Annotated in this window: 24 protein-coding genes; 14 read left to right on the top strand and 10 right to left on the bottom strand. The window is 52.9% G+C overall.

Going from position 1 to position 23,509, the window contains the following annotated elements:
• Window positions 1-11: 11 nt before the first annotated feature.
• The 6 genes from NBZ79_RS06785 to NBZ79_RS06760 all read left to right on the top strand — a co-directional run bounded on the left by NBZ79_RS06785 (window position 12) and on the right by NBZ79_RS06760 (window position 6,755).
• Entirely contained in the window at window positions 12-815 is an 804-nt protein-coding gene (locus tag NBZ79_RS06785; protein ID WP_251936684.1) for an inositol monophosphatase family protein, read from the top strand.
• A gap of 226 nt (window positions 816-1,041) precedes the next feature.
• Window positions 1,042-2,103, top strand: coding sequence for an OmpA family protein (locus NBZ79_RS06780; RefSeq protein ID WP_251936682.1), 1,062 nt, complete (start codon window positions 1,042-1,044; stop codon window positions 2,101-2,103).
• Between the two features lie 2 nt (window positions 2,104-2,105).
• Window positions 2,106-3,302, top strand: coding sequence for a hypothetical protein (locus NBZ79_RS06775; protein ID WP_251936681.1), 1,197 nt, complete (start codon window positions 2,106-2,108; stop codon window positions 3,300-3,302).
• A gap of 32 nt (window positions 3,303-3,334) precedes the next feature.
• Window positions 3,335-4,759, top strand: coding sequence for a peptidoglycan -binding protein (locus NBZ79_RS06770; protein WP_251936679.1), 1,425 nt, complete (start codon window positions 3,335-3,337; stop codon window positions 4,757-4,759).
• 11 nt (window positions 4,760-4,770) lie between these two features.
• Entirely contained in the window at window positions 4,771-5,694 is a 924-nt protein-coding gene (locus tag NBZ79_RS06765; RefSeq protein ID WP_251936678.1) for a glycosyltransferase family 9 protein, read from the top strand.
• A complete protein-coding gene (locus NBZ79_RS06760; RefSeq protein ID WP_251936677.1) occupies window positions 5,694-6,755 on the top strand; it encodes a glycosyltransferase in 1,062 nt (353 codons plus the stop codon). Before NBZ79_RS06765 ends, NBZ79_RS06760 begins: the two co-directional genes overlap by 1 nt.
• Before the next feature lie 15 nt (window positions 6,756-6,770).
• Here the strand turns inward: NBZ79_RS06760 and NBZ79_RS06755 are convergent, their stop codons facing one another.
• Window positions 6,771-8,579, bottom strand: a complete 1,809-nt coding sequence (locus tag NBZ79_RS06755; RefSeq protein ID WP_251936676.1) for an ABC transporter transmembrane domain-containing protein — start codon at window positions 8,577-8,579, stop codon at window positions 6,771-6,773.
• A gap of 166 nt (window positions 8,580-8,745) precedes the next feature.
• Here NBZ79_RS06755 and rpmE point away from each other — a divergent pair, with 166 nt between their 5' ends.
• On the top strand, window positions 8,746-8,967 hold the full coding sequence (gene rpmE / locus NBZ79_RS06750) for a 50S ribosomal protein L31 (protein WP_251936675.1): 222 nt from the start codon (window positions 8,746-8,748) through the stop codon (window positions 8,965-8,967).
• 94 nt (window positions 8,968-9,061) lie between these two features.
• Here rpmE and NBZ79_RS06745 read toward each other — a convergent pair whose 3' ends face one another.
• A complete protein-coding gene (locus NBZ79_RS06745; RefSeq protein ID WP_251936674.1) occupies window positions 9,062-9,505 on the bottom strand; it encodes a DUF1465 family protein in 444 nt (147 codons plus the stop codon).
• 200 nt (window positions 9,506-9,705) lie between these two features.
• Here NBZ79_RS06745 and NBZ79_RS06740 point away from each other — a divergent pair, with 200 nt between their 5' ends.
• The gene (locus NBZ79_RS06740) at window positions 9,706-10,152 is read left to right on the top strand and encodes an Hsp20 family protein (protein WP_251936673.1); all 447 of its coding nucleotides are present in this window, start codon (window positions 9,706-9,708) and stop codon (window positions 10,150-10,152) included.
• Between the two features lie 39 nt (window positions 10,153-10,191).
• Here NBZ79_RS06740 and NBZ79_RS06735 read toward each other — a convergent pair whose 3' ends face one another.
• The gene (locus NBZ79_RS06735; protein ID WP_251936671.1) at window positions 10,192-11,085 is read right to left on the bottom strand and encodes a DMT family transporter; all 894 of its coding nucleotides are present in this window, start codon (window positions 11,083-11,085) and stop codon (window positions 10,192-10,194) included.
• Complete coding sequence (locus tag NBZ79_RS06730; protein ID WP_251936669.1) at window positions 11,082-12,650, bottom strand: class I adenylate-forming enzyme family protein; 1,569 nt, start codon at window positions 12,648-12,650, stop codon at window positions 11,082-11,084. Before NBZ79_RS06730 ends, NBZ79_RS06735 begins: the two co-directional genes overlap by 4 nt.
• A 138-nt stretch (window positions 12,651-12,788) precedes the next feature.
• Between NBZ79_RS06730 and NBZ79_RS06725 the strand changes: the two genes are divergently transcribed.
• The gene (locus NBZ79_RS06725) at window positions 12,789-13,016 is read left to right on the top strand and encodes a putative hemolysin (RefSeq protein ID WP_251936668.1); all 228 of its coding nucleotides are present in this window, start codon (window positions 12,789-12,791) and stop codon (window positions 13,014-13,016) included.
• Here the strand turns inward: NBZ79_RS06725 and NBZ79_RS19550 are convergent, their stop codons facing one another.
• On the bottom strand, window positions 13,017-13,142 hold the full coding sequence (locus tag NBZ79_RS19550) for a hypothetical protein (RefSeq protein WP_256470313.1): 126 nt from the start codon (window positions 13,140-13,142) through the stop codon (window positions 13,017-13,019).
• On the opposite strand from NBZ79_RS19550, the gene NBZ79_RS06720 reads away from it, so the two are divergent.
• The 4 genes from NBZ79_RS06720 to NBZ79_RS06705 all read left to right on the top strand — a co-directional run bounded on the left by NBZ79_RS06720 (window position 13,141) and on the right by NBZ79_RS06705 (window position 18,194).
• Window positions 13,141-14,133 (top strand): succinylglutamate desuccinylase/aspartoacylase family protein, encoded by a 993-nt coding sequence (locus NBZ79_RS06720; protein ID WP_251936667.1) that lies wholly within the window; start codon window positions 13,141-13,143, stop codon window positions 14,131-14,133. The two genes, NBZ79_RS19550 and NBZ79_RS06720, sit on opposite strands and share 2 nt — an antisense overlap.
• Before the next feature lie 49 nt (window positions 14,134-14,182).
• The gene (locus NBZ79_RS06715) at window positions 14,183-14,782 is read left to right on the top strand and encodes a cadmium resistance transporter (RefSeq protein WP_251936665.1); all 600 of its coding nucleotides are present in this window, start codon (window positions 14,183-14,185) and stop codon (window positions 14,780-14,782) included.
• 201 nt (window positions 14,783-14,983) lie between these two features.
• The gene (locus NBZ79_RS06710; protein ID WP_251936662.1) at window positions 14,984-16,738 is read left to right on the top strand and encodes a hypothetical protein; all 1,755 of its coding nucleotides are present in this window, start codon (window positions 14,984-14,986) and stop codon (window positions 16,736-16,738) included.
• Window positions 16,739-16,964: 226 nt separating this feature from the next.
• Window positions 16,965-18,194 carry a hypothetical protein gene (locus NBZ79_RS06705; RefSeq protein ID WP_251936660.1) on the top strand — a complete coding sequence of 410 codons (1,230 nt, stop codon included), beginning with the start codon at window positions 16,965-16,967 and terminating at the stop codon, window positions 18,192-18,194.
• A 29-nt stretch (window positions 18,195-18,223) separates the two neighbouring features.
• Here the strand turns inward: NBZ79_RS06705 and NBZ79_RS06700 are convergent, their stop codons facing one another.
• Genes NBZ79_RS06700 through rfbC form a run of 5 tightly spaced genes read right to left on the bottom strand, consistent with a single transcriptional unit; the run spans window position 18,224 to window position 22,712 of the window.
• Entirely contained in the window at window positions 18,224-19,768 is a 1,545-nt protein-coding gene (locus NBZ79_RS06700) for a class I adenylate-forming enzyme family protein (RefSeq protein ID WP_251936657.1), read from the bottom strand.
• A 23-nt stretch (window positions 19,769-19,791) separates the two neighbouring features.
• Entirely contained in the window at window positions 19,792-20,226 is a 435-nt protein-coding gene (locus NBZ79_RS06695) for an acyl-CoA thioesterase (RefSeq protein WP_251936655.1), read from the bottom strand.
• 22 nt (window positions 20,227-20,248) lie between these two features.
• A complete protein-coding gene (gene rfbD, locus NBZ79_RS06690; RefSeq protein WP_251936653.1) occupies window positions 20,249-21,094 on the bottom strand; it encodes a dTDP-4-dehydrorhamnose reductase in 846 nt (281 codons plus the stop codon).
• Entirely contained in the window at window positions 21,091-22,146 is a 1,056-nt protein-coding gene (gene rfbB / locus NBZ79_RS06685) for a dTDP-glucose 4,6-dehydratase (RefSeq protein ID WP_251936651.1), read from the bottom strand. Before rfbB ends, rfbD begins: the two co-directional genes overlap by 4 nt.
• Complete coding sequence (rfbC, locus tag NBZ79_RS06680) at window positions 22,143-22,712, bottom strand: dTDP-4-dehydrorhamnose 3,5-epimerase (RefSeq protein ID WP_251936649.1); 570 nt, start codon at window positions 22,710-22,712, stop codon at window positions 22,143-22,145. The genes rfbB and rfbC overlap by 4 nt, the downstream gene beginning before the upstream one ends.
• A 170-nt stretch (window positions 22,713-22,882) precedes the next feature.
• On the opposite strand from rfbC, the gene NBZ79_RS06675 reads away from it, so the two are divergent.
• Window positions 22,883-23,509, top strand: a complete 627-nt coding sequence (locus NBZ79_RS06675) for a glutathione S-transferase family protein (RefSeq protein WP_251936647.1) — start codon at window positions 22,883-22,885, stop codon at window positions 23,507-23,509.

The raw sequence follows: 23,509 nt of genomic DNA, 5'->3' as shown, positions 1-23,509 counted from the left end.
GGTAAAATACTATGGCGAGAAAATCCGCCCTTATCAACGCAATGGAACTCTCCGCGCGCAAAGCCGCGCGCAAACTTAATCGCGACTTCAACGAAGTCGAGCATTTACAGGTTTCGCGTAAAGGCCCTGCTGATTTCGTGAGCCAGGCGGATTTGACGGCCGAAGCGACATTGCGTGAGGAATTGGGCCGGCTACGGCCGGACTTTGGTTTCATCCTTGAAGAAGGCGGCGTTGTCCCGTCAAAAGACGGTGTCCATAGTTGGGTTATTGACCCTTTGGATGGGACCACCAATTTCTTGCATGGATTACCTCATTTCGCCATTTCCATCGGGGTCAAAGCAGGCAAGGAAATCATTGCCGGTATTGTTCTTGATCCGATCCGTGATGAGCTTTTCTGGGCGGAAAAAGGGGTCGGCTCCTTTATGAACAGCCGCCGCCTTCGGGTTTCAAACCGGAAAAGCATGGCTGATTGCATTCTGGCAACGGGGATTCCCTTTGCCGGTATCGCAGATCATGACAAATTCCTGAAGGAAGTGGCGGCGGTCATGGAGGTCTCTGCCGGTATTCGGCGATTTGGCGTTGCGTCCCTTGACCTAGCCTATGTTGCAGCGGGTCGCTTTGATGGTTTCTGGGAGCGGAATTTAAAGGAATGGGACATGGCTGCCGGTATTATTATCGCCCGCGAAGCAGGTGCCATGGTCAGCCAACTGGATGGCGGAGAGAAAATGCTGGAAAAAGGCGATATTCTGGCAACCGCTGGCGGCATCAATAAATCCATGCTGGATATTTTCCGAAAGATTAGATTGGGACGTTAAATAGCTGAAGTTAAACTCTTCCACAGGCCTCGGGCGTTGGACTTGCGTCAAATTTGCCGCAAAACTAAGGGATTGTGAGGGAGCCCCTGCTAAGTTATTGTATATCCCGGAAGTTTGTCATGCCGCAAAGTTGCCATTATCAATTGGCAAGTTCCATGATGGGCGTCATATCGGTGCAAAGGATTTTGGGATCCTGCATTTGTAATTGGGGAGGTTAGCGACAGTTATGAAAAATAATGCGGAAAATGCGCGCCACCTTCTTAATACTTTTATCCTGACACTCTCTCTTACCGGTGCCAGTGCGGCCATTGCAGTCGCTGCTCAACCAATCGTCATATCAAGCACGAGCACGTCCAACGTACAGGTTAATTTGCCGGCGCCAAAATCCGAAACAAAATATACCGCACCGCAGCGGATAATAGATGGCAGCAACGTCATCATTCTGGTGCCGCCAAGTCTACAGAAAAAGGCCCCTGAGCCGAGGGTTGTTACCCCGCGGGTTAAGCCCGAATTATCCTTGCCCGAAACGGCAGCAAGTAAACCCGCAGGAACGGCGGCCGAGACAACAGCAATACCTGTACCGCCAGTTAATCCGGCAAAGCTTCCACCAACAGAAACAGCAGAGGCTGCTCCGGGTGCCGGCGCGCCTGAAAAATTTGATACGGTTCCCGAAAATACGGCCCTGGCGTCTGGCTCTTCACAGCCAAACGCAGCAGAGGCGGCAGCAGTAAAACAGGATGTTGTCTCTGAAGCGGTTGCAAAGGTGGCCCCCCTCACCGAAACCGGCACACCGAAAGAAACTGCGCCTTTACAGCCGCAAGCAGGAACGGATGATGCGCAACCCCAAGCGGAAGAAACTAGCCCGGCGCCCCAAAAATCGAACAATGTAGAAGCACCAACAGAGCCGCCGAAAGAAAAAGAAATCGTTGTTGCGGCCCTGCCTCCCGAACAGAAACCAGATCCTGCGCCCATTACACGGGCGACCGGTGACATGACGCGGATTTTGTTTCCCGCTGGCGAAGCAGCGCTTCCAGTTTCAGCAGAAGCTGAAATTCAGGCAATTGCCGATCAATTGCAGAATGAGGGACAGAATGTCCAGCTGATCGCCTACGCGACCGGGGATAGCAATAGTGCGGCACGGCGTCTTTCATTGGGCCGGGCCCTTTCTGTTCGATCAAAATTGATGGACCTGGGTGTGAAAAACAATAAAATTGAAGTACGGGCTCTGGGCCAGCCAACCGGTGATGGCCCTGTAGACCGGGTTGATTTAGTAATGATTGCGCGGTGACTATGACAAGCCTATCCGGATTAGAAACGCCAAGCCTTATCGGGGCGCCCAATATCAAGAAGCCCCGGAGATACTATATCCGGATGGCTATTTTTCTGGCAATTGTCGTCGCTATTGCAGTCCTTTTATACCAACCCATACAAACAGCTTTTCTTGCCAATCCGGCGTTGAACGGTTTAATTCTTCTGGTGTTGCTGTTTGGAATTGGGTTTATCCTTCGGCAGGTGTTCATACTCTCGGGCGAAGTAAAATGGATTCAAGGGTTGCGGCGTTTGGATGCTGGCGCGCCTCCTCTTCGCGGTCCCAAGCTTCTTGCCCCCCTGGCCACAATTATCGGTGATTCCAACGGCCCTGTGCGGCTGACGGCGATTACCATGAACACGATCCTCGACAGCATCGGAACACGGCTCGACGAAGGCCGTGATATTTCACGGTACATGATCAATGTTCTTGTCTTTCTCGGCCTGCTCGGGACCTTTTGGGGATTGCTGGAAACAGTTGATTCCGTTGGCGCCGCCATTTCGACCCTCAATGTCGGCAGCGGCGATTTCTCCAAGGTTTTCGATGAACTCAAGGTTGGATTGGAAAAACCGCTGGCCGGTATGGCGATTGCCTTTTCATCCTCTTTGTTTGGTTTGTCCGGATCGCTGGTTCTTGGATTTCTGGATATGCAGGCCGGCCAGGCCCAAAACAGGTTTTACACGGACCTGGAGGAATGGCTAACCTCGATCACGCGGTTCTCCGCCTCTACACCTGGTGTTGTCACCGAAGGCGATCCGAGTGTTCCCGCCTATGTTCAGGCCTTGTTGGAGCAAACAGCGGAAAGTCTCAATAACTTGCAACGCACGCTCGTACGAAATGAGGACAAGCGCGGATCTGCCGAGAATTCCCTTATTGGACTCAGCGAACGCCTCGCCGCTCTCACCGACCAGATGCGGACGGAACAGGATTTACTTGTCAAACTGGCGGAGGGACAAACGGATCTGAAACCGGTTCTGGAACGGCTTGCCAAATCGGGAGAGCAGGCAGGATTGGATCAGGCCAGCCGAAATCATTTGCGTAACATGGATGTGCATATGGTGCGAATGCTGGAAGAAAGCGCCGATGGACGGGAGTTGATGGTTCAGGAAATTCGCAGCGACATCAAGCTTTTAACCCGGACAATTGCCGCGATCGCAGAAGAAAGCCGTCGTGGGTGACTCAGTGCAAGCCGCGGATGACGGAGTAAGTAATGGCTCGTAGACGCAGCGGACAGCGCGCCAGTTATGAAATATGGCCCGGCTTTGTCGACGCCCTTACCACCCTATTGCTGGTTATCATATTTCTGCTCGTGGTTTTTGTCCTGGCACAATTTTTCCTCTCACAAGCTCTCTCCGGCCGTGACGCGGCGCTTGAAAAACTCAATCAGCAAGTCAATGAGCTTTCAGATCTTCTCGCCCTGGAACGCGGTACCAGTGCGCAACTTGAAAATGAGATAAGCCAAATAACAATCGATCTCGCCCGCACACAGGAAGAGCGGGACAATGTCATTATCCAACTGGATACCCTCAACAGCCGAGCCTTATCTGCCGAAGAAGATCGTGATCGATTGACGATATTGCTGAAAGAGCAAACTGAAAAAGCAACGGCGGCCGAAACCGCCCTTGCCGCGACGGCCGAAAAACTGGTGGTCAGCGAGGAAGTTGTCAGAGCCAATCTGGCAGAGCTTGAAAGTCTGAAACGCGATATCGTGTCCTTGGAAGCCCTGCGCAAAAAGCTGGAAACGGATGTCAGTGACATGGCAGCCAAGTTGCAGCTCAGCGATGAACAGCTGGAAGAGCTGACATCGAAACTGGCATCAAGTGAAACCGAAGTTGGCAACTTGCGCGATCGCAGTAAGGAACTGGAAGCCCGCCTGGCAGAGGAAACGGATCGCACGGTTTTGGCGCAAAAAGATATAGAAGAGCGTGAAATCCGGTTGGCCGAGTTGCAAACGCTCTACCTCCAAACACAGGACAAATTAACAGAGGAAGAAGCGTTATCCGCGGCGGCGGCTTCGCAAGTTGCGTTGTTGAACGCACAGATCAATTCCCTCAGATCTGAACTGGCAAAACTTAATCAGGCCCTGGAGGCAAGCGAAGCTAAAGACATCGAACAGCAGGCGCAAATCGCCGATTTGGGCAGCCGGCTTAACCAGGCGCTCGCTCAAAAAGTTCAGGAGTTGCAACAATACCGGTCAGAATTTTTTGGAAAGTTAAGGGAAGTTCTGCGCAATCGCCCCGGCATAAGTATCGTTGGAGACCGGTTCGTTTTCCAATCCGAGGTTTTGTTCGGTGAAGGCCAGGCACAGCTTGGTCCGCAAGGCCGGCAGGATATGGCTAAATTTGCCGCAACATTGCTGAGCATTTCCAAGGATATTCCCAAGGATATCGACTGGATCCTTCGGGTGGATGGCCATACGGACAGTCAGCCGATCAATACGGCCCGCTTCCCGTCCAACTGGGAGCTGTCCATGGCGCGGGCATTATCCGTTACGAAATTCCTGATCGGTCAGGGAATCCCTGCAAACCGGCTTGCCCCCACCGGCTTTGGCGAATTCCAGCCCATTGACGATCGTGAAGATGAAATCGGCTATTTGCGTAATCGGCGAATTGAATTAAAGCTCACGGAAAGATAGGGGCCGGGTGAATGCAGAATATCCTGGTCATCAAGCACGGTGCCCTTGGCGACGTTATATTGGCACAATCCCCTTTTCAGGCCATCCGGCAGCAGCATCCAGATGCCAAGATTACGTTACTGACAACAAAACCGTTCGCCGGTTTTCTGGAAAAATCCGGCTTGTTTGATGACATCTGGATTGACGACAAACCGAAGCTGTGGAATTTCAAGCGCCTGGCGACACTTCGAAAAAAGCTAAGATCAGGCGAATTTGATCGGGTTTATGATTTACAGACATCACAGCGGACAAATACCTATTTCAATTTGTTTGCGGCTGGTAAAAAGCCGGAATGGTGTGGATATGCGAAAGCCGGCTCGCATCCCCATTTAAGCCCGATGCGGACGAAAATTCACACCATCGAGCGACATGTTGACCAACTGGGCGTCATCGGTGTCACGGACATTCCCGCGGCGGATTTTTCCTGGGCCATGACCGATATTTCCAAATTCTCCCTGCCCTCGGAGATTGCCTTGCTGGTCCCGGGAGGATCGGCTCATCGGCCGGAAAAAAGGTGGCCGGCCTCCCGCTTTGGCGAGCTTGCCTGCCATCTTCAGAATAACGGACTGACCGCCGTGCTGCTCGGCGGCCCCGCCGAAGCCGACGCTATTGCTGAAATCCGGCAGCTTTGCCCGGACGCCATGGATCTTTCCTCGCAAACCAGTTTCGGCGATATCGCCAGCCTTGGGGCCAAGGCAAAACTGGCGATTGGCAATGATACAGGACCGCTTCACCTCATTTCGGCTGTTGGTTGCCCGACCATCGTGCTATTTTCAAAAGCCTCCAATCCGGATATGTCGCGCCCGCGCGGCGCAGATGTTCGGGTGTTAAGAGAAGATAACCTTGCAGATTTACCTCTGCAGGCGGTTATTGACCAGTTGGAGATTACAAGCTGATGGCCGATGATATGCCGCGGCGCGTTTTATGGTGGGGGCGCTTTGATCCTGACTATTCCCGCAACCGCATCCTCCGGCAAGCCTTCCTCGACCTTGGATGGCAGGTGTCGGACTTTATCCCCAGCATAAGCCCTGTTGCGCATTTACAAGCGCTATTCACCGGGATCAAAACGCCAGACCTGGTCTGGGTACCGGCTTTTCGCCAACGGGATGTTGCCGCCGCCACCCGCTGGGCAGCCTCGCGAAATATTCCGTTGATATTCGACCCCTTGATATCCGCCTATGACAAGCAGGTGTTCGAGCGTAAAAAATTCAGCCCCGAATCCCCGAAAGGACATAAGCTTCGTATCTGGGAATCGCGCTTGTTGAATTCCGCTGCATGCGTCATTGCTGACACCCAGGGGCATGCGGACTTCTTCGCCGAGACCTTCAATATCGCCCGGGAAAAAATCAGCGTTATTGCGGTTGGCGCCGAAGAAAAGCTCTTTAAACCGGGTTCTTCAGCCGAGCCATCACCTTCGGATCCCTTTGAAGCCCTCTTCTATGGTAGTTTCATTGGCCTACAGGCGCCTCACATCATCGTGGAGGCCGCCAAGCAATGTTCCGCACCCATACGCTGGACATTGCTGGGAGACGGCCCGGAGCGGCCCGGCTGTGAAGCCCTGGCGGAAGATGGGAATAATATTAATTTTGAACCCACCCTTCCATATCCCCAGTTACCGGACCGAATTCGGCAAGCCGATCTCCTCCTCGGCATATTCGGAGAAAGTGACAAGGCCGCGCGGGTCATTCCCAACAAGGTTTATCAGTCGCTTGCCTGCGGCAAACCGGTGGTGACACGCAGCTCAACGGCCTATCCGGGTCCAGATACAAATGGTTTGATGCAGATAGCGGCCGGAGACCCGGGGGCCCTCGCCGCCCGCGTTACACGGCTGTATGAAAACAGGGCGCAGCTTCCCGTATTTGGCGCCGACGCCCGCGCCTATTATGATGCAAATTTCAGTACCAAATCCATTGAACTTCAGCTCAAAACTGTTGTTGAACGCGTTCTATTTCAATAAATTACAAGATTTTCTTCAAGCAGTAAGTGCAGCCCGGCCCGTATCAAACTGCAGTTTGGCAAGTTTCGCATAAAGCCCGTCTTCGCGCATGAGATCTTCATGGGTCCCTTCGGCTGCGACGGTGCCCTTCTCCAGTACGATAATACGATCCGCGTTCAGGACGGTTGCCAGCCTGTGCGCAATGACCAGCGTCGTGCGGTTTTGCATCAAATGCTCCAGAGCAACCTGAACCAACCGCTCGCTTTCCGCATCCAGCGCCGAGGTTGCCTCGTCCAGAAGGAGGATTTCCGGATCGCGTAAAATGGCGCGGGCAATGGCGATGCGCTGCTTTTGACCACCGGACAGCTTGACGCCCCGCTCGCCAAACTCGGTGTGGAAACCTTCGGGCATGGCGTCGATAAATTCCGTGGCCACAGCGGCATCGGCAGCGGCACGGACTTCTTCATCGGTAGCCTCTGGCCGGCCATAGCGGATATTGTTATACGCCGTATCGGCAAAGATAACCGGTTCCTGCGGGACCAGCCCCATCAAGGAGCGTAACTGCGTTGGATCGGTCTTGGCGATATCCGTACCATCGATGGAGATTGCGCCGCTTTGCGGATCATAAAAGCGCAGCAGCAATTGAAAAACCGTTGTTTTACCGGCGCCACTGGGCCCGACCAATGCAACGGTCTCACCTTTCTTGATATCAAGGGAAACCGTCTCCAGCGCCGGCATGTCCGGGCGCGAGGGATAATGGAACAGGACCTTATCGAAGCTTATTTTTTCCTGCAACCGGTCTTGCAGCGGCAAGGGAGTATCGACAACCGTCACCGTCGGTTCTTCCGCCAGTAATTCCAGCAGACGCTCCGACGCACCGGCAGCCCGCTGCAGATCGCCCCAAACCTCGCTGAGCGATCCCATGGAACCGGCGACAACAACGGCATAGAAGAGAAAGGCGCCCAGGGTCCCGGCTGTCATGGTGCCGTTCACCACCGCGGTCGCCCCGCTCCACAGAACAAAGTCAATGGCCCCGAAAATCAGGAGAATCACCAGTGCCGTCAGCCAGGCGCGAGCACGAATACGCTTGATGGCAATGCGAAAACTGATCTCGACCTCTTCAGCAAAATGCAGCCGGTCATGCTGCTCATGGGTATAAGCCTGCGACGTCTGGATTGATCGCAGGGTTTCATCCGCCCGGGCGCTAACGGCGGCCACACTATCCTGGCTGGCCCGGCTGAGTTTGCGCACCTGGCGGCCAAACACGATGATCGGGACAATGACGATGGGCACTACCAGAAGGACAATACCGGCCAGCGACGGGCTGGTGTAAATCAGGGCACCCAGCCCACCGATAAATAACAGAAAATTTCGAAGGGCCACAGAAATAGACGAACCGATAACCGTCTGGATCAAGGTCGTGTCCGTGGTCAGCCGCGACAACACCTCGCCGGTCCGGGTAATTTCAAAAAATGCCGGGTTCAGGGTAAGCACATGATCAAACACCGCTTTGCGGATATCGGCGATGACCCGCTCGCCAATCCACGACACCAGATAAAACCGGCCGAAAGTGGCAATTGCCAGCACGGCGACCACGCCCATCAGCCAGATAAAATACGGCTCCAGCGCCCCGGAGCTTGCAGAAAATCCCTTATCCAGCAGCAGGCGGATTGCCTGCCCGATCCCGAGGGTACTGCCAGCGGCAAACACCAGCGCCACCAGAGCACCGGCAACAGCCCATTTATAGGGACGGACGAATCGCAGCAATTCCACGAGGTGGCCGATCCCCTCCCTCGGCTTTCCGGTGTTTTCCGCCCGGATCTCGGCTTCCCTGCTATCTGTCACGCGGTAATGTCCATATTTGTTACTGTTTACGATGAAAGGATGTATACGGCAGGGCCAAGAATGCAAGAAAAATCCCCTTAAACCACTTCTTTACTTGCTATCCTTGAAAAGCTTTAATATAAGGCGCGCTGAGAGAATTTTAGCGTCCCCCAAAGGGTGAGCCGACATGAAAAAAGAAATACATCCAGATTACCACACCATCACAGTCGAAATGACCGATGGATCGACTTTCGAAACCCGTTCTACATACGGCAAGGAAGGCGATGTTTTGAAGCTTGATATTGATATCAAGACACATCCTGCCTGGACCGGCGGCACACAGCTGGTTCGTGACGATGGACAGGTTGCCAAGTTTAACAAGCGTTTCGCAAGCTTCGGTATCAAGTAAGATATTTTTACGCCGGGTATTCTCCGGCGATTGAGACAGGCGCTTTTTTTAAAGCGCCTTTTTCTTGGGCCTTTTTCAGGGGCATTTTATGAGCCTAGGATCGGGCCCGTTCATAGGCATGGATCGCCATCTGATCAAGACGGGCTATACGGCGGTACAGATGCTCAGTCCGTCCCAGCAACGACACCAGCCCCTCGGGCAGCTCGGAAACATCCCTTTCTATGTCGGGTAAACACACATCAGCATGCTGAAGATGACAGTCCTTGTCTTGGGCTTCTTCCGCCGTGATTTCACCCGCTTGCACCGCCCGCTGAAAAAACAGCCAGGACATGGCTTCGGTCAGGCGCGTGGTCATCCGCAGTGATTCCGTTGCATAGCCGAAACTCTGCTCCGATGACAGCTCCTGAACAGCCTCCTGCCCGGGTCCGGCGAGATACGCACGGGCCTCGCGGGTCAGGGCCAATGCCTCATCATAGGTGGAGGAGAAAAATATCGTGCCGATGGCGGGCACCGTTTCCTCTTCGTGACCTGTACTCATTCAATAATTCCCGCGGAAAGTTCACCTGATTCCTTAAATAAACTAGATCAAAAAAGTTAATTTTCCATCTTCACAAGGCTTGATTCCCCTTTTTTTGACCACATATAGGGTCTGTCAGGCGCCGTTATCGGGTCTGATAAAGACTGTTTCGGCCAATAATGGCGAAACAAATTATATTGCTTCTTTAGGAGAATATGACAATGCGTACATATGATTTTTCACCTCTTTTGCGTTCTTCCGTAGGATTTGACCGCATCGAGCATCTCTTTCGCGGGCTAGAGCGCGCGTCGACCGATACCAGTTTCCCTCCCTATAATATCGTCAAGAAAGATGCGGATAACTACCGGATCACCATGGCGGTTGCCGGATTTGCGGAAAATGAAATCGAGATCACGGCAAACCAGAACTCGCTGAAGGTAACCGGCAAATCGGCCAAGGACAAAGACGAAGCAGAATATCTGCATCGCGGCCTCGCCGCCCGGTCCTTCAACCAGAATTTTGAGTTGGCGGAAACCATCCAGGTGGTTGGTGCCGAAATGGAAAACGGACTGCTTCATATTGATCTGGTCCGGGAAATTCCGGAAGCCCTGAAACCCCGGACAATCGAAATTTCCAATGGCAAATTGATTGAAAATAAAGCCGCTTAACGGCTAAAAATAATGACCTGGCCTTTCCTGCGGGAGAGGCTAGGTTTTTTTCGCCGCCGATTGCGGTGACGAAAATTTCGATATTCCAACCCCTAGAATTATAAGCGCCCCGCCGATCATCATATCGGGACGAATTTCTTCCCCCAGAAATATGGCGGCAAAAATAAATGTGAAGATAATCGACAGGCTGAACAGAAGTGCTGCCGTCACCGTTGACACCCGTGCCGCCGCCTCGTACCAGAAAATAAAGGCAAAGGCTGTGGGGAATACTCCAAGTAAAACCAGCAGAACACCATCAAACAGGGTCACGTGATAGGTTGAGAAAAACAAAAACGGCGTCATCAGTATGGCCGACACCAGAAACACGCCGAACAGAAAATTAACCCGCTCATTGATACTGGAACTTGTGCTCAGCGCCCGGCTGCTGCCAACAATAAAAACCGCCCAAACCAAACCGGCGACAATTTCCATGATATCCCCGATGACAATATCCCCGCCAGTGCCGAAACTCTCCCGCACCGTGTAATAGGCCCCGAAAACCACCAGCGCCACGGCACATATCTCGGCCCATCTGATTTTCCATCGCCAAATCAGGAACATGCCGATAATGACGAAGATTGGTGCCGTATTCTCCAATAATATCGCACTATGTGCATCGGTATATTCAAGCCCGACATGGAAAAACACGAAATTTACCGTTGCAGCGACGGTCGTCCACCAGAATACCGGGCTTCGCACATCAACGCGGATTGGATAGCCGCGAATTTTCAGAAACAACCCAAGGCAAATGGCGGCGATATACAGACGAATGCAGGCAATTGCCAATCCCCCCAGATCGTTTGTCAAAAACCGCACAATGACACTGTGGGTTCCCCAGAAGAAAGCCGCGATAAACCCGAAGAATAGCCCCTGATAAAAGGACGGAGCGGTCATGCTGTTACATCGACGTCGACGCGATGCGCCTCTTCGGCGTGCTTCTTCAGGGTAACACGGTCAACTTTCCCCGTCGCGTTAAACGGCATTTCATCGAGAATAACGATTTCTTCCGGTGCCTTATAGCCCACCCGTTTTTTACTAAACGCAATAATATCCGCAAGAGAGGGCATTGCCGCCTCCGCCTGCAGTGTAATATAGGCAATGACATTTTCGCCATGCACCAGATCATGGATGCCAACAACGCCCGCATGCTCGACCGCTGCATGACCCTGCAGCGCCTCCTCGACTTCCTGCGGGCAGATATTGGATCCGTTATGAACGATGATCTGTTTCTTGCGGCCGCAGAACCAATAATATCCATCCTGATCAAGCTTCATGATATCGCCCGTATCAAACCATCCGTCATCATAGGCTTCATTGGTGGCTTGCTCATTGTTCCAGTAGCCGGCTGTTGTGCAGTTCGCCCGCACCCACAGCCGCCCCGGCTCGCCCAAGGCAGCTTCCTTATCCTCATCATCGCGCAGGATTACCTCAAACCCATCGGCAACAGTCCCGACTGAACCCAAGTGATGCAGCGATTTGTCATGATTGAAATGCGAACACCCGATTTCCGTCATGCCAAATAGTTCCGAGACGATGATACCGGCTTTTTCCATAAATTCATGTTCAAGCACGCTGGAAATCTTGTCACCGCCGGAAACGCAAAGGCGCAGGGACGCGAAATCGTCATGGATACCGTGACGATCGCGGATCAGCTCAAACAAGGCCGCCGGGATCATGGATAAAATCGTTGGCTTGAAATCGCGCAGAATTGGCAGCATTTCGTCACCGTCGAAGGATCGCGCGACGATGAGCTGTGTGCCGAGGGACAAACAGGCAAAGAACCACATAAAACCGCCCACATGGGAGATGGAGGATCCGGGAAGCACCACATCATCGGAGCGGATTTCCACCGCACTCACAAGACTTGAACACATCCAGCTAAAGGTTTCCACAGTATGGATCACGCCTTTCGGCTTGCCCGTACTGCCGGAGGTAAAAAAGATTGCCAGCGGCGCCGAAATATCAATTGCCGGAAGGTCAATATTTGCCGGGCTGGTCTCGATCATTTGTTCCAGATTTGGCTCGCGATGGTCTTCAGCCGCATATCCAATTACCCCAAACGGTAGTGACGTCACTAGGTTGGATTCAGCCAGATCCGCCTCTCGCTCCGCATGGGCAATTAAAATCCTGGCGCCGCTCACGTCCAGCGCATGATCAATTTCCGGCGCCATATACCGATAATTAAGTGGGGTCGCAACCAATCCCGATTTCAGACAGGCAAGATACAGGATCACAAGCTCCCATCGATTGGGCATCAGGGAAGCGACACGATCACCTGGAACCAAGCCAACGGCGAGCAGGCTGCGCGCCAATGTATCACTCTTTGTTTCCAGCTCGCGCCATGTCAATCTATTCCGCAGGGACACCAACGCAATCTCATCGGGTTTTATTTGCAGGCTGGACTGAAAAATATTCTGGAAATTAACCGGTTTTTCCAGTTTGGGTCCGGTGATTGGCATGCTATTTTTTTCCCTAATTATTTATGCTGTAAAAACAATAACTATGGAACAGTAAATAAACAATATGAGGATTCTGTAGATAGTATTAAAGATTTTTTCTTTATTTGCGTGTATTTAATTTTTATTGAGGTCAAGATAATGAGAATTCTATCCCTGATTTTAGTCCTTCCCCTGATGGCATGCCTGCCCGAAGAAGAGGAACCGAAAACCACATTGGCCAACCCCGCATCGGTGCATTGCGCGGAAAAAGGCGGCACCGTTAAAATTGTCACGGAAGCCGCGGGTCAGGTTGGATACTGCCATTTGCCCGATGGCAGCGTTATGGAAGAATGGGCGTTGTTCAGGCGGGATACCAAAAATCAGTAATCACCGGCCCGGCTCTATTTCAATTCCTGTCACATCTTCACTGGTATTTCCGGCCCGTCCGTGGCAAATATTGACATATCGAGCCCGGAACTTGGGCTCACAATCCAGATTACCATGAGGTGACATGTCCTCTCTTATAACCAGTACAATAGATTTCGATGCTGACGGCGTTCAGCAGGGCTACCTTCAGTTGCTGCATTCCGTTCATCGCTCTGCCTATGGCTTTATCCCGATCCCCATTGCCAGTATTAAAAATGGTGCAGGTCCGACGGTATTGTTGATGGCAGGTAATCATGGCGACGAATATGAGGGCCAGGTCATCCTGTCTGAAATGATCCGGACTTTGCCGGTTGAAGAGGTAACGGGGCAGTTGATTTTCCTGCCCATGTCCAACTTCCCGGCAGCAGAGGCGGGTTTGCGTACCTCGCCCCTCGATCAGGGCAACCTCAATCGCTCCTTTCCCGGCAGCCCGACGGGGACACCAACACAGCAAATTGCCCATTATATCGAGGAGACCCTGCTGGAACGGGCTGACTATCTGTTTGACCTGCATTCCGGCGGCAGCTCTTTGCTGTACAAGCCCACGTTGCTGATTTCCCTGTATGGCGAAGACCCCCATCTGGCTGAAAAACAGGCAGTTGAAAAGGCCTTTGGCCTGCCCTACACGTTGTATTTCGAACGGGATGAAATCGGCGGTTTCTCGTCGGCAGCGGCGTTTCGCAAAGGGGTGTGCAGTATTCTCACGGAGCTCGCCGGTGGTGGCGCCGTCACCAAGGGGTTGGCCCGTGACGCCGGGGACGGGCTGAAACGCTCTCTCAAATGTATCGGCGCGCTCGCCTCCGCACCACAGGCCGCAGCCGGGCGCTCCCGGGCGTTTCTGGAGGAAGGGTCCGTGTTTGCGACGGAAGCGGGGGTGTTCGAGCCGTTGGCAGATCCCGGTGAGGATGTCAAAGCCGGACAGCCCGCGGCCCTGATCCATCAAACCGAGACCCCAGGCCGGCCCCCGGTCGAGCTGTTTTTCGATACTGATGGTGTGATTTTGGCGAAGCGGGTACCGGCGCGGGTCGTGCGCGGGGATTGCCTGTTTCATTTGGGTCAAGCCGAACGGCAGGATTAGGAATTAATGTGCGATACAGGGCAATAGCGCAACAACGGGACTAACAAAATTGGACGAAATCTTTCTGGCCGTTTCTGTCAGCTTCATGGCATTTCTCTCCACTAGCATAGATAATCTTTTCCTGCTGGTGACATTGTCAGTGCATCCCAAATACGGCGCGGTGCAAGTCCGCATCGGTTTTATGCTTGCTGTTGTCATGATGCTGGTAATCGCCCTCGTCCTCGCCCAGAGCGCCCAGCTGATCCCGACCCGGTATATTCCGCTGATCGGACTGGTCCCGCTTAGTATCGGGGCCTATGAATTGTATCAGTTGATCACCAAAAAACAGTCGCCCGCCGACGATACCCCCGTCAATCTGGACAAAAGCAAAGGGACGATCTGGGCCGTTGCCGTCATCATGCTCACCCATAGCTGGGATTCCATCGGTGTGCTGGCCCCGCTTCTGGCGGATACCAAAACCAGCCTCGTCCCGTGGATGTCCGTCAGTGTTCTGGTGACGGCGGCCCTAATCATTTTTGCCGGGCAATGGGCTGTTTCCTACTCGAAACTTCGCCAGGTCCTGACAAAAATCGCGCCAAAAATTCTCCCCTTCCTGCTGATGGCCGTGGGCGTCTACATTCTGTCAAATACCCCGACCGATATCACCTAGGACCTCAGGCTGCGTTTCATTCATAGGAATTTTCGAGTAAACGGCGCTATTAATAAAATATTCAGATAAATAAAAAATGCGTTGCCCTGCTGCGTGTATTGAGAATAAACTCTGGATTGTTTTATTCACGCGTAAAAATAGTTTGTTAATCCTTCTACGGTAGTTGGTTAACCGCTATGCCATCTTCGTAGGACCCTTATTGTGAAAATCCCGTTCCGCCTCGCCTCCCTTATTTTGTTTGTTATTTTCATCAGCGCCTGCCAGCCCCGCATCCAGCCGATTTATGTTCCCAGCTCCGTCGCCCTGCCGCCGGGGCTGGAGACGGCACCGCTCTCGGTTATCCGGGATGGAATTCTCGATGCCGGGGCGGCGAAAAGCTGGAAAATGAAGGAGATTGAACCCGGCGTGATCCGCGGGACATTGGATGTCCAGAATAAACACCAGGCCGTTGTCGACGTGGTTTATACCAACAAGGCCTATACCATAAACTACGTCTCCAGCCGCAACTTGTTAAGCCAGGGCGCCCGCATCCATCGCAGCTATAATACCTGGGTACGTCAGTTGGAAAGCGGCATTAGCTCCAACCTGAACTATATTTCCTCCCGGCAACAAGCCGCCCAAAACACGCCTCAGAATTCTGGAACGCCGGTGGCCCCGGCCCCCAGCAAAACCGCTTTCGATCCGGCGGGCATCTGGGATGTCTATGCAACTTACACGCCCACGGTCATGAGCGCGTCCTTTTGCCCAAAACAGCGAAATTGGAATTTCAAGCTGGACTACAGCAAGCGCGGTGATATTTCACATACTTATTGGAGTGATGGGGTCCAGCTGAATATCAGCGGGGAGCATTCCGATGACCATTCGGAGTTAAATTTCTCAGTTCCCCAAGGCGGCAACAATTGGCAATGGACACGGCAACTTGCCCTGGACAAACCGCAAGTCAGATTGACCTCTGAGCCTAAAACCAGCTCGCCGTCAAATTGCCTCGGCGTCATAGATATTATTATGAGAAAGCAATATGACCCCAACCAAAAAACCACAATTGCATCAACAACACCGCGGCCCCCTTTTTATCCCACCGGTAACTGGAGAGTTACAGCTATTTATGAGGCAAGTTCGCAGAGGCAGAGTTTTTGTAGAAAATCAAATAAGTGGGAATTCGATCTGGCTCTACAAAAAGGTATAATTTCCCATACAGCTTGGAAGGATCGATCACCGATTTATGTTTCCGGGCTGTTTACGGATGAGAAAATCGAGATGAACTTTGACGTTCCAAATGGTGGCTCCGACTGGAATTGGACGGAACATTTCAAACTTGATGAAAAAGAGAAAACCTTTATTGCCCTCCCGGACACCTCGTCCTCTTCTGATTGTAGAGGTACACTTACGGTCAATTTGAAAAAGCAACCGGCAGCCATTACCAGAGAGACAACTATTCCCGTCGACAATCAGGATGCGGCGGCAAAAGCCGCCTGGCTGGCTATCAAGGACAATAATGACGAACAGGAATTGCGGCTTTTTCTGAAGGGCCATCCTGAAAGCAAATATGCAGAAGCTGCCGTCACAGCCTTAAACAAGATATTGGAACGGAAATCTCCCAATTCCTTTTCACCCGTCGGCAAGTGGGCGGTGTCGGCAAAGTATATTTTTCAGGAAGGGAACGATTCATACTGTCCATCAGATATCCAATGGAACTTTGACCTGCTGGTAACATCCAGCCTGCAATCGGAAACCATTTGGAATGATACCTACGCCCTTTATGTAACGGCTAAACCGGCCAAAGGTGGCGTCCAGATGTCCTTCGACATGCCAAAGGGCGGCAGTGACTGGCAATCAAAAAAGCCGCTGCTGTTGACTAAGGGCAAGACTGTTTTTACGACAAAATCCTATTCTATTAGTGATGTTTGGCGGGCCTGCAGCGGAGAGCTCAAAGTAAGTATGGATAAACGCCAATGAGGGATAATTCTTGAGGTCGCCGGAAATATTGAGAGCGTTCCTCAAAGACAAAGGCGCAGGGTCCCTTGAATACTAAATCGAATTTCACGGCATCTGTTGCAAAAGCGTTGCTTTTTTGTTTGCTGAAACACTAATATTTAGGCTGCGCTTCCAGTCTTGTGACATGGTCTGTTAATCTTTCTGCGGTAATTAGAAATCAATCCGTTTGTTACTGAGGAACTATATTGTGAATTCCCTCCCTCGCCTTATCTTCCTCGTTCTGGCGGTCATGGTCGTAAGCGCCTGCCAGCCCCGCATACAACCGATTTACGTCCCGAGCGAAATCGCCATACCTGCGAGTCTAAACGAAACACCGCTGCCGGTCATTGGTGAAGGCATCATTGCTGCCGGTAAATCGAAGAAATGGAAAATGCAGGAACTGGAGCCCGGTGTCGTGCGCGGGACCCTTGACGTTCGAGGCAAGCATCAGGCCGTTGTCGATGTTGTTTTCAATAACCGGCAATATGCCATCAACTATGTGTCGAGCCGCGAGCTATTGAGCCAGGGCGCCCGAATTCATCGCAGTTACAACGCCTGGGTCCGCGAGCTGGAAAACAGCATTGGGTCAAGCCTGAATTATATGGCAACTAAAGTGCAGATGGGCCAGCCTGCCACACCGCCACCGGCACCGGCGAAAGCCGCCGCTGCCGCAACAGCGGCGGCAACGCCGACAGCTGATGGTGAATTTAATCCTGCGGGAATCTGGAATGTCTCCGCGACATATTCTCCCACCGCCTTGTCGCAAGCCCTGTGTTCGAAACAACGCAGCTGGGATTTCCAGCTGGACTATTCCAAACGCGGGGGTATTTCGGAAACATACTGGAGTGATGGCGTCCAGCTAAACGTCACCGGAGAGCATTCTTCGGACGTCTCGGAGTTGTCCTTTGCCGTTCCCTCCGGCGGCAATAACTGGAATTTCACCGAACGGCTCAAGCTTGATAAACCGCAAGTACGCTTGACTGCGGAACCTGAAACCAGCACGGCGACCAACTGTATCGGTGTGATCGACATTGTCATGAAAAAGCAAGGCGGCGGCTCTCATACCGCTTCCAGCCCGACAGCCACCACGTCCAAAAACAGCTTTTCCGCCAAGGGTCAATGGACTGTTTCGGCGTCCTATGTCTCGACATCATCAAATTCAAGCTGGTGTTCAAAAGCAGCCGACTGGAATTTTACTCTCCAGTTGAAAAACGGCGAGATATCGGAAACATATTATACAAATAGCAAAGCATTATATGTAACCGGAGAAATGGATGATGACTATCTGGACCTAAAGTTCGATGTTCCCTCCGGCGGCCGAAACTGGAAATGGACCGAACGGTTTGACCTCGATCGGCCTGACAAGCGGCTCTCCCTAATTGCAGAGGATGGCAGCTGCACGGGATCCATAGATATCCATATGAAAAAACAAGGCTGATCCGCTCAGATCTCGCGCCTTCTGCGTCTTTAATGATGGGCGGCGGCCATGGTTTTCAGGCGGACGCGGTCGATTTTGCCTGTTGGATTTATCGGCATTTCGGACAGGAATATAATTTCCTCCGGTGCCTTATAGCCGATACGGGTCCGGGCAAACTCGATCAGTTCCAAGGCCGACGGCAAGGCGTGATCGGGCCGCAACACCACATAGGCCCGGACATTTTCACCATGCACAAGATCATGTAAGCCGATCACCCCGGCGGCGGATACCGCGTCATGCGCCATCAGGGCCTCTTCCACTTCCTGCGGGAAGATATTGGATCCATCATGAACGATGATTTGTTTCTTCCGGCCGCAGAACCATAGATAGTCCTGCTCATCCGCCCGCATGATATCGCCGCTGTCAATCCAGCCATCATGGACAGTATTGTCTGTTTCTTCGGGGTTATTCCAATAGCCCGTCATCAGGCTGGGTGTTTTCATCCACAGATTGCCAATGGTGCCGTTCATCACCTCGACACCCTGATCATCGCGGATCGACATCTCATATCCGGGATTGGCCGTGCCGATAGACCCCATTTTAATCAGGCCTTCTGGCGGGTTAAGGGCTGCCAGCCCGACTTCCGACATGCCGTACCCTTCATCAACCTTATAGCCTGTCAGCGCCTCAAACTCGATTTCCAGCTCCTCGGGCACCTTGTCACTGCCACAGCGGCAGAGGCGGATGGATTTGAAGTCTTCCTCTTTTGCGGACTTGTCACGGACCAGTCCCATCAATGTGGCCGGTAACATGCAAAGCACGGTCGGTTTTTCCTGCCGCATGAGAGGGAGTATTTCGGTGGCGTCATAAACCCGGGCAATCACTACCCGACCGCCCTCGGACAGGGCGGCAAAGGAAAACATGAACCCGCCCAGATGGGACATGGAGGATCCGGGAAGCAGGACATCGTTCGCGGTTAGTCCGCAGGCCCCGACCACAGCGGCGAACATCCAGCCCAGACTTTGATGGCTATGGGTAACGCCCTTGGGTTTGCCGGTGCTGCCGGATGTAAAAAAGATGGCCGCCGGATCCGTCTTGTCAAACTTATCGAAAACAACCGCGCTGTCCGGTTCAGAATATAAATCCTCGAAACCGGCGTCCGTATCCTTTAACGGGCGGTAGGGAATAAGGCCCAGTGGCAAATCGGGCACAGAGTTTGAGGCGGCAATATCAGTCTCACGCTCTGAGTGATACACCAGCAAGGAGGCCCCGCTCACATTCAGCGCATAGTCAATCTCGCTCGGCGTATAGCGATAATTAAGCGGCACCAGCACAAATCCCGCTTTAAAACTGGCAAGATACAGGATCAGTAAATGCGTTCGGTTTGGCATGAGACAGGCCAATCGATCCCCTGTTCTCAATCCCTTTAACACAAGATTTGCCGCCACGTTATCCACCACAGACTGTAATTCACGCCATGTCCAGCTCATTTCCGCGGAGACGATCGCGACGTCATCGGGCGTAGCATCGACACCGGCTTGCAGCAATGTGGAGAGTTGAACGGGTGTCGATAAATCTGGTCCGGCAAACGGCATGTCAGGATTCCATTTCGAAATGATCAGGTTGCGGCAAGCTCGGAATGGCCGAAGAGTGCCCGGATTTCATCATTGACGGGCGCTGTTTTGTGGGTGGCCTGATCGGTGTTGACCCAGATGATCTCCCCAGTGCAATACCGGCTGTCCTCTCCTTTGCCAAAAATCTCCAGCAGGAAGGTAATGGAGGTCCACCCAATGTTGGATACGCGACAGCCAACCTGGATATCCGCATCAAACAGGATCGGTTTTTCGTAATTCACCAACGACTTGACCAGATGGAAATCCTGCCCGGTCTGGGCCACATACGCTCGGTAATCAAACCCCAGTTCACGGAAATATTCCGTGATGGTTGTATCGAAATAGGTCAGATAATGGGCGTTAAAGACGACGCCTTGCCCGTCGATTTCCGAATAGCGCACCCGAAAATCATAAAAAAACGAAAAGTCACTCCGGGCCATATGCCTACCTTTGGAAATAAAATTATGTCAGCAGTTGAGATAATGCCGTGCGCCAGTCCGGCTGGTCAATATCAAATACCCGTTTGATCTTTGAACAATCGAGCACGGAGTTTTTGGGGCGCGCTGCGGGTGTTGGATAGTCTTTTGTCGGAATGGGATGCAAGACCGGTTTGTCGCGCCCGGCAAAGATCGCTTGCGCAAATCCGAACCAGGTTAAGGACGGTGCGCCGCTGTAATGATAAATGCCCCAGTCACTAAATGCTGGTGCGTTTGCCTGCTCCGCCATGCTCAGGAGCGCCGCCGCAATATCAGTGCTGGCCGTCGGGCCGCCGCGTTGATCATCGACGATATTCAGCTCCTCCATGGTCTCGCCAAGGCGCAGCATGGTCGCGACGAAATTCTGCTCACCACCGAAAACCCAGGCGGTCCGGAGGATCAGGAATTTTCCGCCAATGGCCGCAACCCGCGCTTCACCCTCCGCCTTGCTGCTGCCATAGACACTGAGCGGGCCGATGGGGTCTGTTTCTGAATACGGCTCGGATTTCTTGCCATCGAAGACAAAATCCGTGGAGATATGCAACAGCGGGATATCCAGATCCGCGCAGGCCAGCGCAAGATTTTCAGGGCCCGCCGCATTGATCGCCAGGGCCAGTTCGGGCTCGCTTTGGGCTTTATCAACGGCTGTATAAGCGGCGGTATTGATAACGGCGTCCGGGTTATAATTGGATATCGCCGCGCGCACCTCTGCTGTGCCGGTGATATCCAGTGTTTGCCGGTCGAGGGGGATAACCTCATGCCCGTTAAGCGGTCCCATAAGGCCAAGAGCGCTGCCGACCTGCCCGCCCGCCCCTGTTACAAGAAATTTCATGTTTTTTCAGTGCCCAGTCCCAAGCGTTCCTGCGTGTAATCTTCGGACACGGCCCGGACCCAGTCGAGATTGTCCAGGTACCAGTCGACAGTCTTTTCAAGCCCTGTCTCCAGGTTGAGCGATTGCGCCCAGCCCAGTTCCTTCTCTATTTTCGTGCAGTCGACGGCATAGCGGGCGTCATGCCCCGGACGGTCTGTTACATAGCGGATCAGGTCCTCATGGGGGGCTTTATCCGGGAATTTCCTGTCCATGATCCGGCAAATGGCCCGGACCATGTGGATATTGGTTTGCTCGGCCCGGCCGCCGATCATATAGGTCTCGCCAACAACACCCTCCGCCACCACCTGTTGCAGGGCGCTCGCGTGATCCTCCACATACAGCCAGTCCCGGATATTCTCGCCCTTGCCATAAACCGGCAGCTCCTTGCCCTGCAAGGCATTCAGGATGACAACCGGCAACAGCTTTTCGGGAAACTGATAGGGGCCATAATTGTTGGAGCAATTGGTGACCAGCACCGGTAATCCATAGGTTCGGTGCCAGGCGCGCGCCAGATGGTCTGATCCCGCCTTGCTGGCCGAATACGGAGAGTTGGGGTCATAGGCACTGGTTTCCGAAAACTCGCCTGTTGCGCCCAGTTCCCCGTAAACCTCATCGGTCGAGACATGCAGGAAACGGAAATTCTGCTGACCCTCTTCGGGCAGGTCGCGCCAGTAATGATATGCCGCATCCAGCATGGTGAAGGTGCCGACCAGGTTGGTCTGGACAAAATCCGCCGGGCCGTCAATGGACCGGTCCACATGGGATTCTGCGGCCAGATGATACACCGCCGTGGGTTTGTATTTTGCGAACAGCGCGCCAATGGCGTCGCGGTCGCAAATATCCGTCTTAGAGAAATGATAGTGCGGGCTGTTGCTGACGGGTTTCAGGCTCTCGACACTGCCGGCATATGTCAGCTTGTCGATAATCACCACATCCTGTTCACCCTGACTGACCAGATCGCGGGCCAACGCCGAGCCGATAAATCCGGCACCACCTGTTACAAAAACCGTCATGTCTTTCCCTCGAAATCGAATAATCTTGTTTGATCTTGCAGCCGGGGCAAAACCGTATCTTTTTCGGACAGGATCGCCTTTTCCGGTGCCACAGGCCACTTGATCCCCAAGGCAGGGTCATTCCAGAAAATACCGCAATCATGGTCCGGGCTATAGTAATCCGTGACCTTGTAAACCAGTTCAGTGTTCGGCTGCAAAGTGCAGTATCCATGGGCAAATCCGCGCGGCACCCAAAGCTGCCGCCAGTTATCCGCCGACAGCTCAACCGCCACATGCTGGCCAAAAGTCGGGGATCCGGCCCGGATATCCACCGCCACATCCAGGACAGCACCGCGAACAACACGGACCAGCTTGCCCTGCGCCGCCGGGTCCAGCTGATAATGCAACCCCCGCAATGTGCCTGCCTCAGCGCTCAAAGCATGATTGTCCTGTACAAACCGAAGGTCCAGTCCGGCATCCGCCAATGTCCGTTCATTCCAGACCTCGGAGAAAAACCCGCGATGATCCCCGAATTTTTTCGGGCTTAGAATCTTTACATCCGCTATGGCTGTGTCTTCTATTTCCATTTAGGCAACTTTTCCTCGTGATTTTGCGTAAAAATACCGGCAAATTCTTAACATATTCCTTTAATGGATTTAAATGCCAATTTATTGACGCGACAGCTGTAAAATCCCGGACCATAATAGCGCCAATAAACACATATCACGACCAACCCTGATGGTGGAAAGAAAGATAGATGCTGAAACTCTTTTATAATGCCGGGTCCATTGCCCTCGCCTCCCATATCGCCCTTGAAGAAACCGGTGTGAATTATGAGGGAATAAGACTTAATTCCGCGATTTTGGAACATACCTTGCCTGAATATCTGGCAATCAACCCAAAGGGCCGGGTACCGTCGCTGGTGACCGAGCATGGCATTCTGACGGAAACCCCGGCAATCCTGCTGTATATTGCCCAGCGTTTTGGCAGCGATGTCTTTCCGCCGCCTGCAGATATCTTTGATCTGGCACAGCTTCAGTCGTTCAACAGCTATCTGTGCTCAACGGCCCATGTCAATCACGCCCACCGCATGCGCGGGAAACGCTGGGTGGATGAAAGTGACAGCCATGCCATCAAGGCCATGCAGGCCAAGGTGACCCGTAATATGCAGGAATGCTTCGCCCTGATCGAGGCGGAGATGTTCAAGGGCCCCTGGGTTATGGGAGAGGATTATAGCATCGCGGATATTTACCTGTTCTCCATCACCCAGTGGATGGAAGGCGACAGCGTCGATATCAACGACTTCCCGGTCATGAAGGCCCATCGCGCCGCCATGCTCGCCCGCCCCGCCGTCAAGTATATTGTCGACAAGCATGCCGCATAG

Source organism: Sneathiella marina, from assembly GCF_023746535.1.
GTDB lineage: Bacteria > Pseudomonadota > Alphaproteobacteria > Sneathiellales > Sneathiellaceae > Sneathiella > Sneathiella marina.
This window is presented reverse-complemented; position numbering and strand designations above follow the sequence as displayed.

Excerpts from the sequence above, each read along its gene's own strand:
- NBZ79_RS06785 (WP_251936684.1), top strand. The coding sequence starts at position 12 with ATGGCGAGAAAATCCGCCCTTATCAACGCAATGGAACTCTCCGCGCGC.
- NBZ79_RS06780 (WP_251936682.1), top strand. The coding sequence starts at position 1,042 with ATGAAAAATAATGCGGAAAATGCGCGCCACCTTCTTAATACTTTTATC.
- NBZ79_RS06775 (WP_251936681.1), top strand. The coding sequence starts at position 2,106 with ATGACAAGCCTATCCGGATTAGAAACGCCAAGCCTTATCGGGGCGCCC.
- NBZ79_RS06770 (WP_251936679.1), top strand. The coding sequence starts at position 3,335 with ATGGCTCGTAGACGCAGCGGACAGCGCGCCAGTTATGAAATATGGCCC.
- NBZ79_RS06765 (WP_251936678.1), top strand. The coding sequence starts at position 4,771 with ATGCAGAATATCCTGGTCATCAAGCACGGTGCCCTTGGCGACGTTATA.
- NBZ79_RS06760 (WP_251936677.1), top strand. The coding sequence starts at position 5,694 with ATGGCCGATGATATGCCGCGGCGCGTTTTATGGTGGGGGCGCTTTGAT.
- rpmE (WP_251936675.1), top strand. The coding sequence starts at position 8,746 with ATGAAAAAAGAAATACATCCAGATTACCACACCATCACAGTCGAAATG.
- NBZ79_RS06745 (WP_251936674.1), bottom strand. The coding sequence starts at position 9,505 with ATGAGTACAGGTCACGAAGAGGAAACGGTGCCCGCCATCGGCACGATA.
- NBZ79_RS06740 (WP_251936673.1), top strand. The coding sequence starts at position 9,706 with ATGCGTACATATGATTTTTCACCTCTTTTGCGTTCTTCCGTAGGATTT.
- NBZ79_RS06735 (WP_251936671.1), bottom strand. The coding sequence starts at position 11,085 with ATGACCGCTCCGTCCTTTTATCAGGGGCTATTCTTCGGGTTTATCGCG.
- NBZ79_RS06730 (WP_251936669.1), bottom strand. The coding sequence starts at position 12,650 with ATGCCAATCACCGGACCCAAACTGGAAAAACCGGTTAATTTCCAGAAT.
- NBZ79_RS06725 (WP_251936668.1), top strand. The coding sequence starts at position 12,789 with ATGAGAATTCTATCCCTGATTTTAGTCCTTCCCCTGATGGCATGCCTG.
- NBZ79_RS06720 (WP_251936667.1), top strand. The coding sequence starts at position 13,141 with ATGTCCTCTCTTATAACCAGTACAATAGATTTCGATGCTGACGGCGTT.
- NBZ79_RS19550 (WP_256470313.1), bottom strand. The coding sequence starts at position 13,142 with ATGTCACCTCATGGTAATCTGGATTGTGAGCCCAAGTTCCGGGCTCGA.
- NBZ79_RS06700 (WP_251936657.1), bottom strand. The coding sequence starts at position 19,768 with ATGCCGTTTGCCGGACCAGATTTATCGACACCCGTTCAACTCTCCACA.
- NBZ79_RS06695 (WP_251936655.1), bottom strand. The coding sequence starts at position 20,226 with ATGGCCCGGAGTGACTTTTCGTTTTTTTATGATTTTCGGGTGCGCTAT.
- rfbD (WP_251936653.1), bottom strand. The coding sequence starts at position 21,094 with ATGAAATTTCTTGTAACAGGGGCGGGCGGGCAGGTCGGCAGCGCTCTT.
- rfbB (WP_251936651.1), bottom strand. The coding sequence starts at position 22,146 with ATGACGGTTTTTGTAACAGGTGGTGCCGGATTTATCGGCTCGGCGTTG.
- rfbC (WP_251936649.1), bottom strand. The coding sequence starts at position 22,712 with ATGGAAATAGAAGACACAGCCATAGCGGATGTAAAGATTCTAAGCCCG.
- NBZ79_RS06675 (WP_251936647.1), top strand. The coding sequence starts at position 22,883 with ATGCTGAAACTCTTTTATAATGCCGGGTCCATTGCCCTCGCCTCCCAT.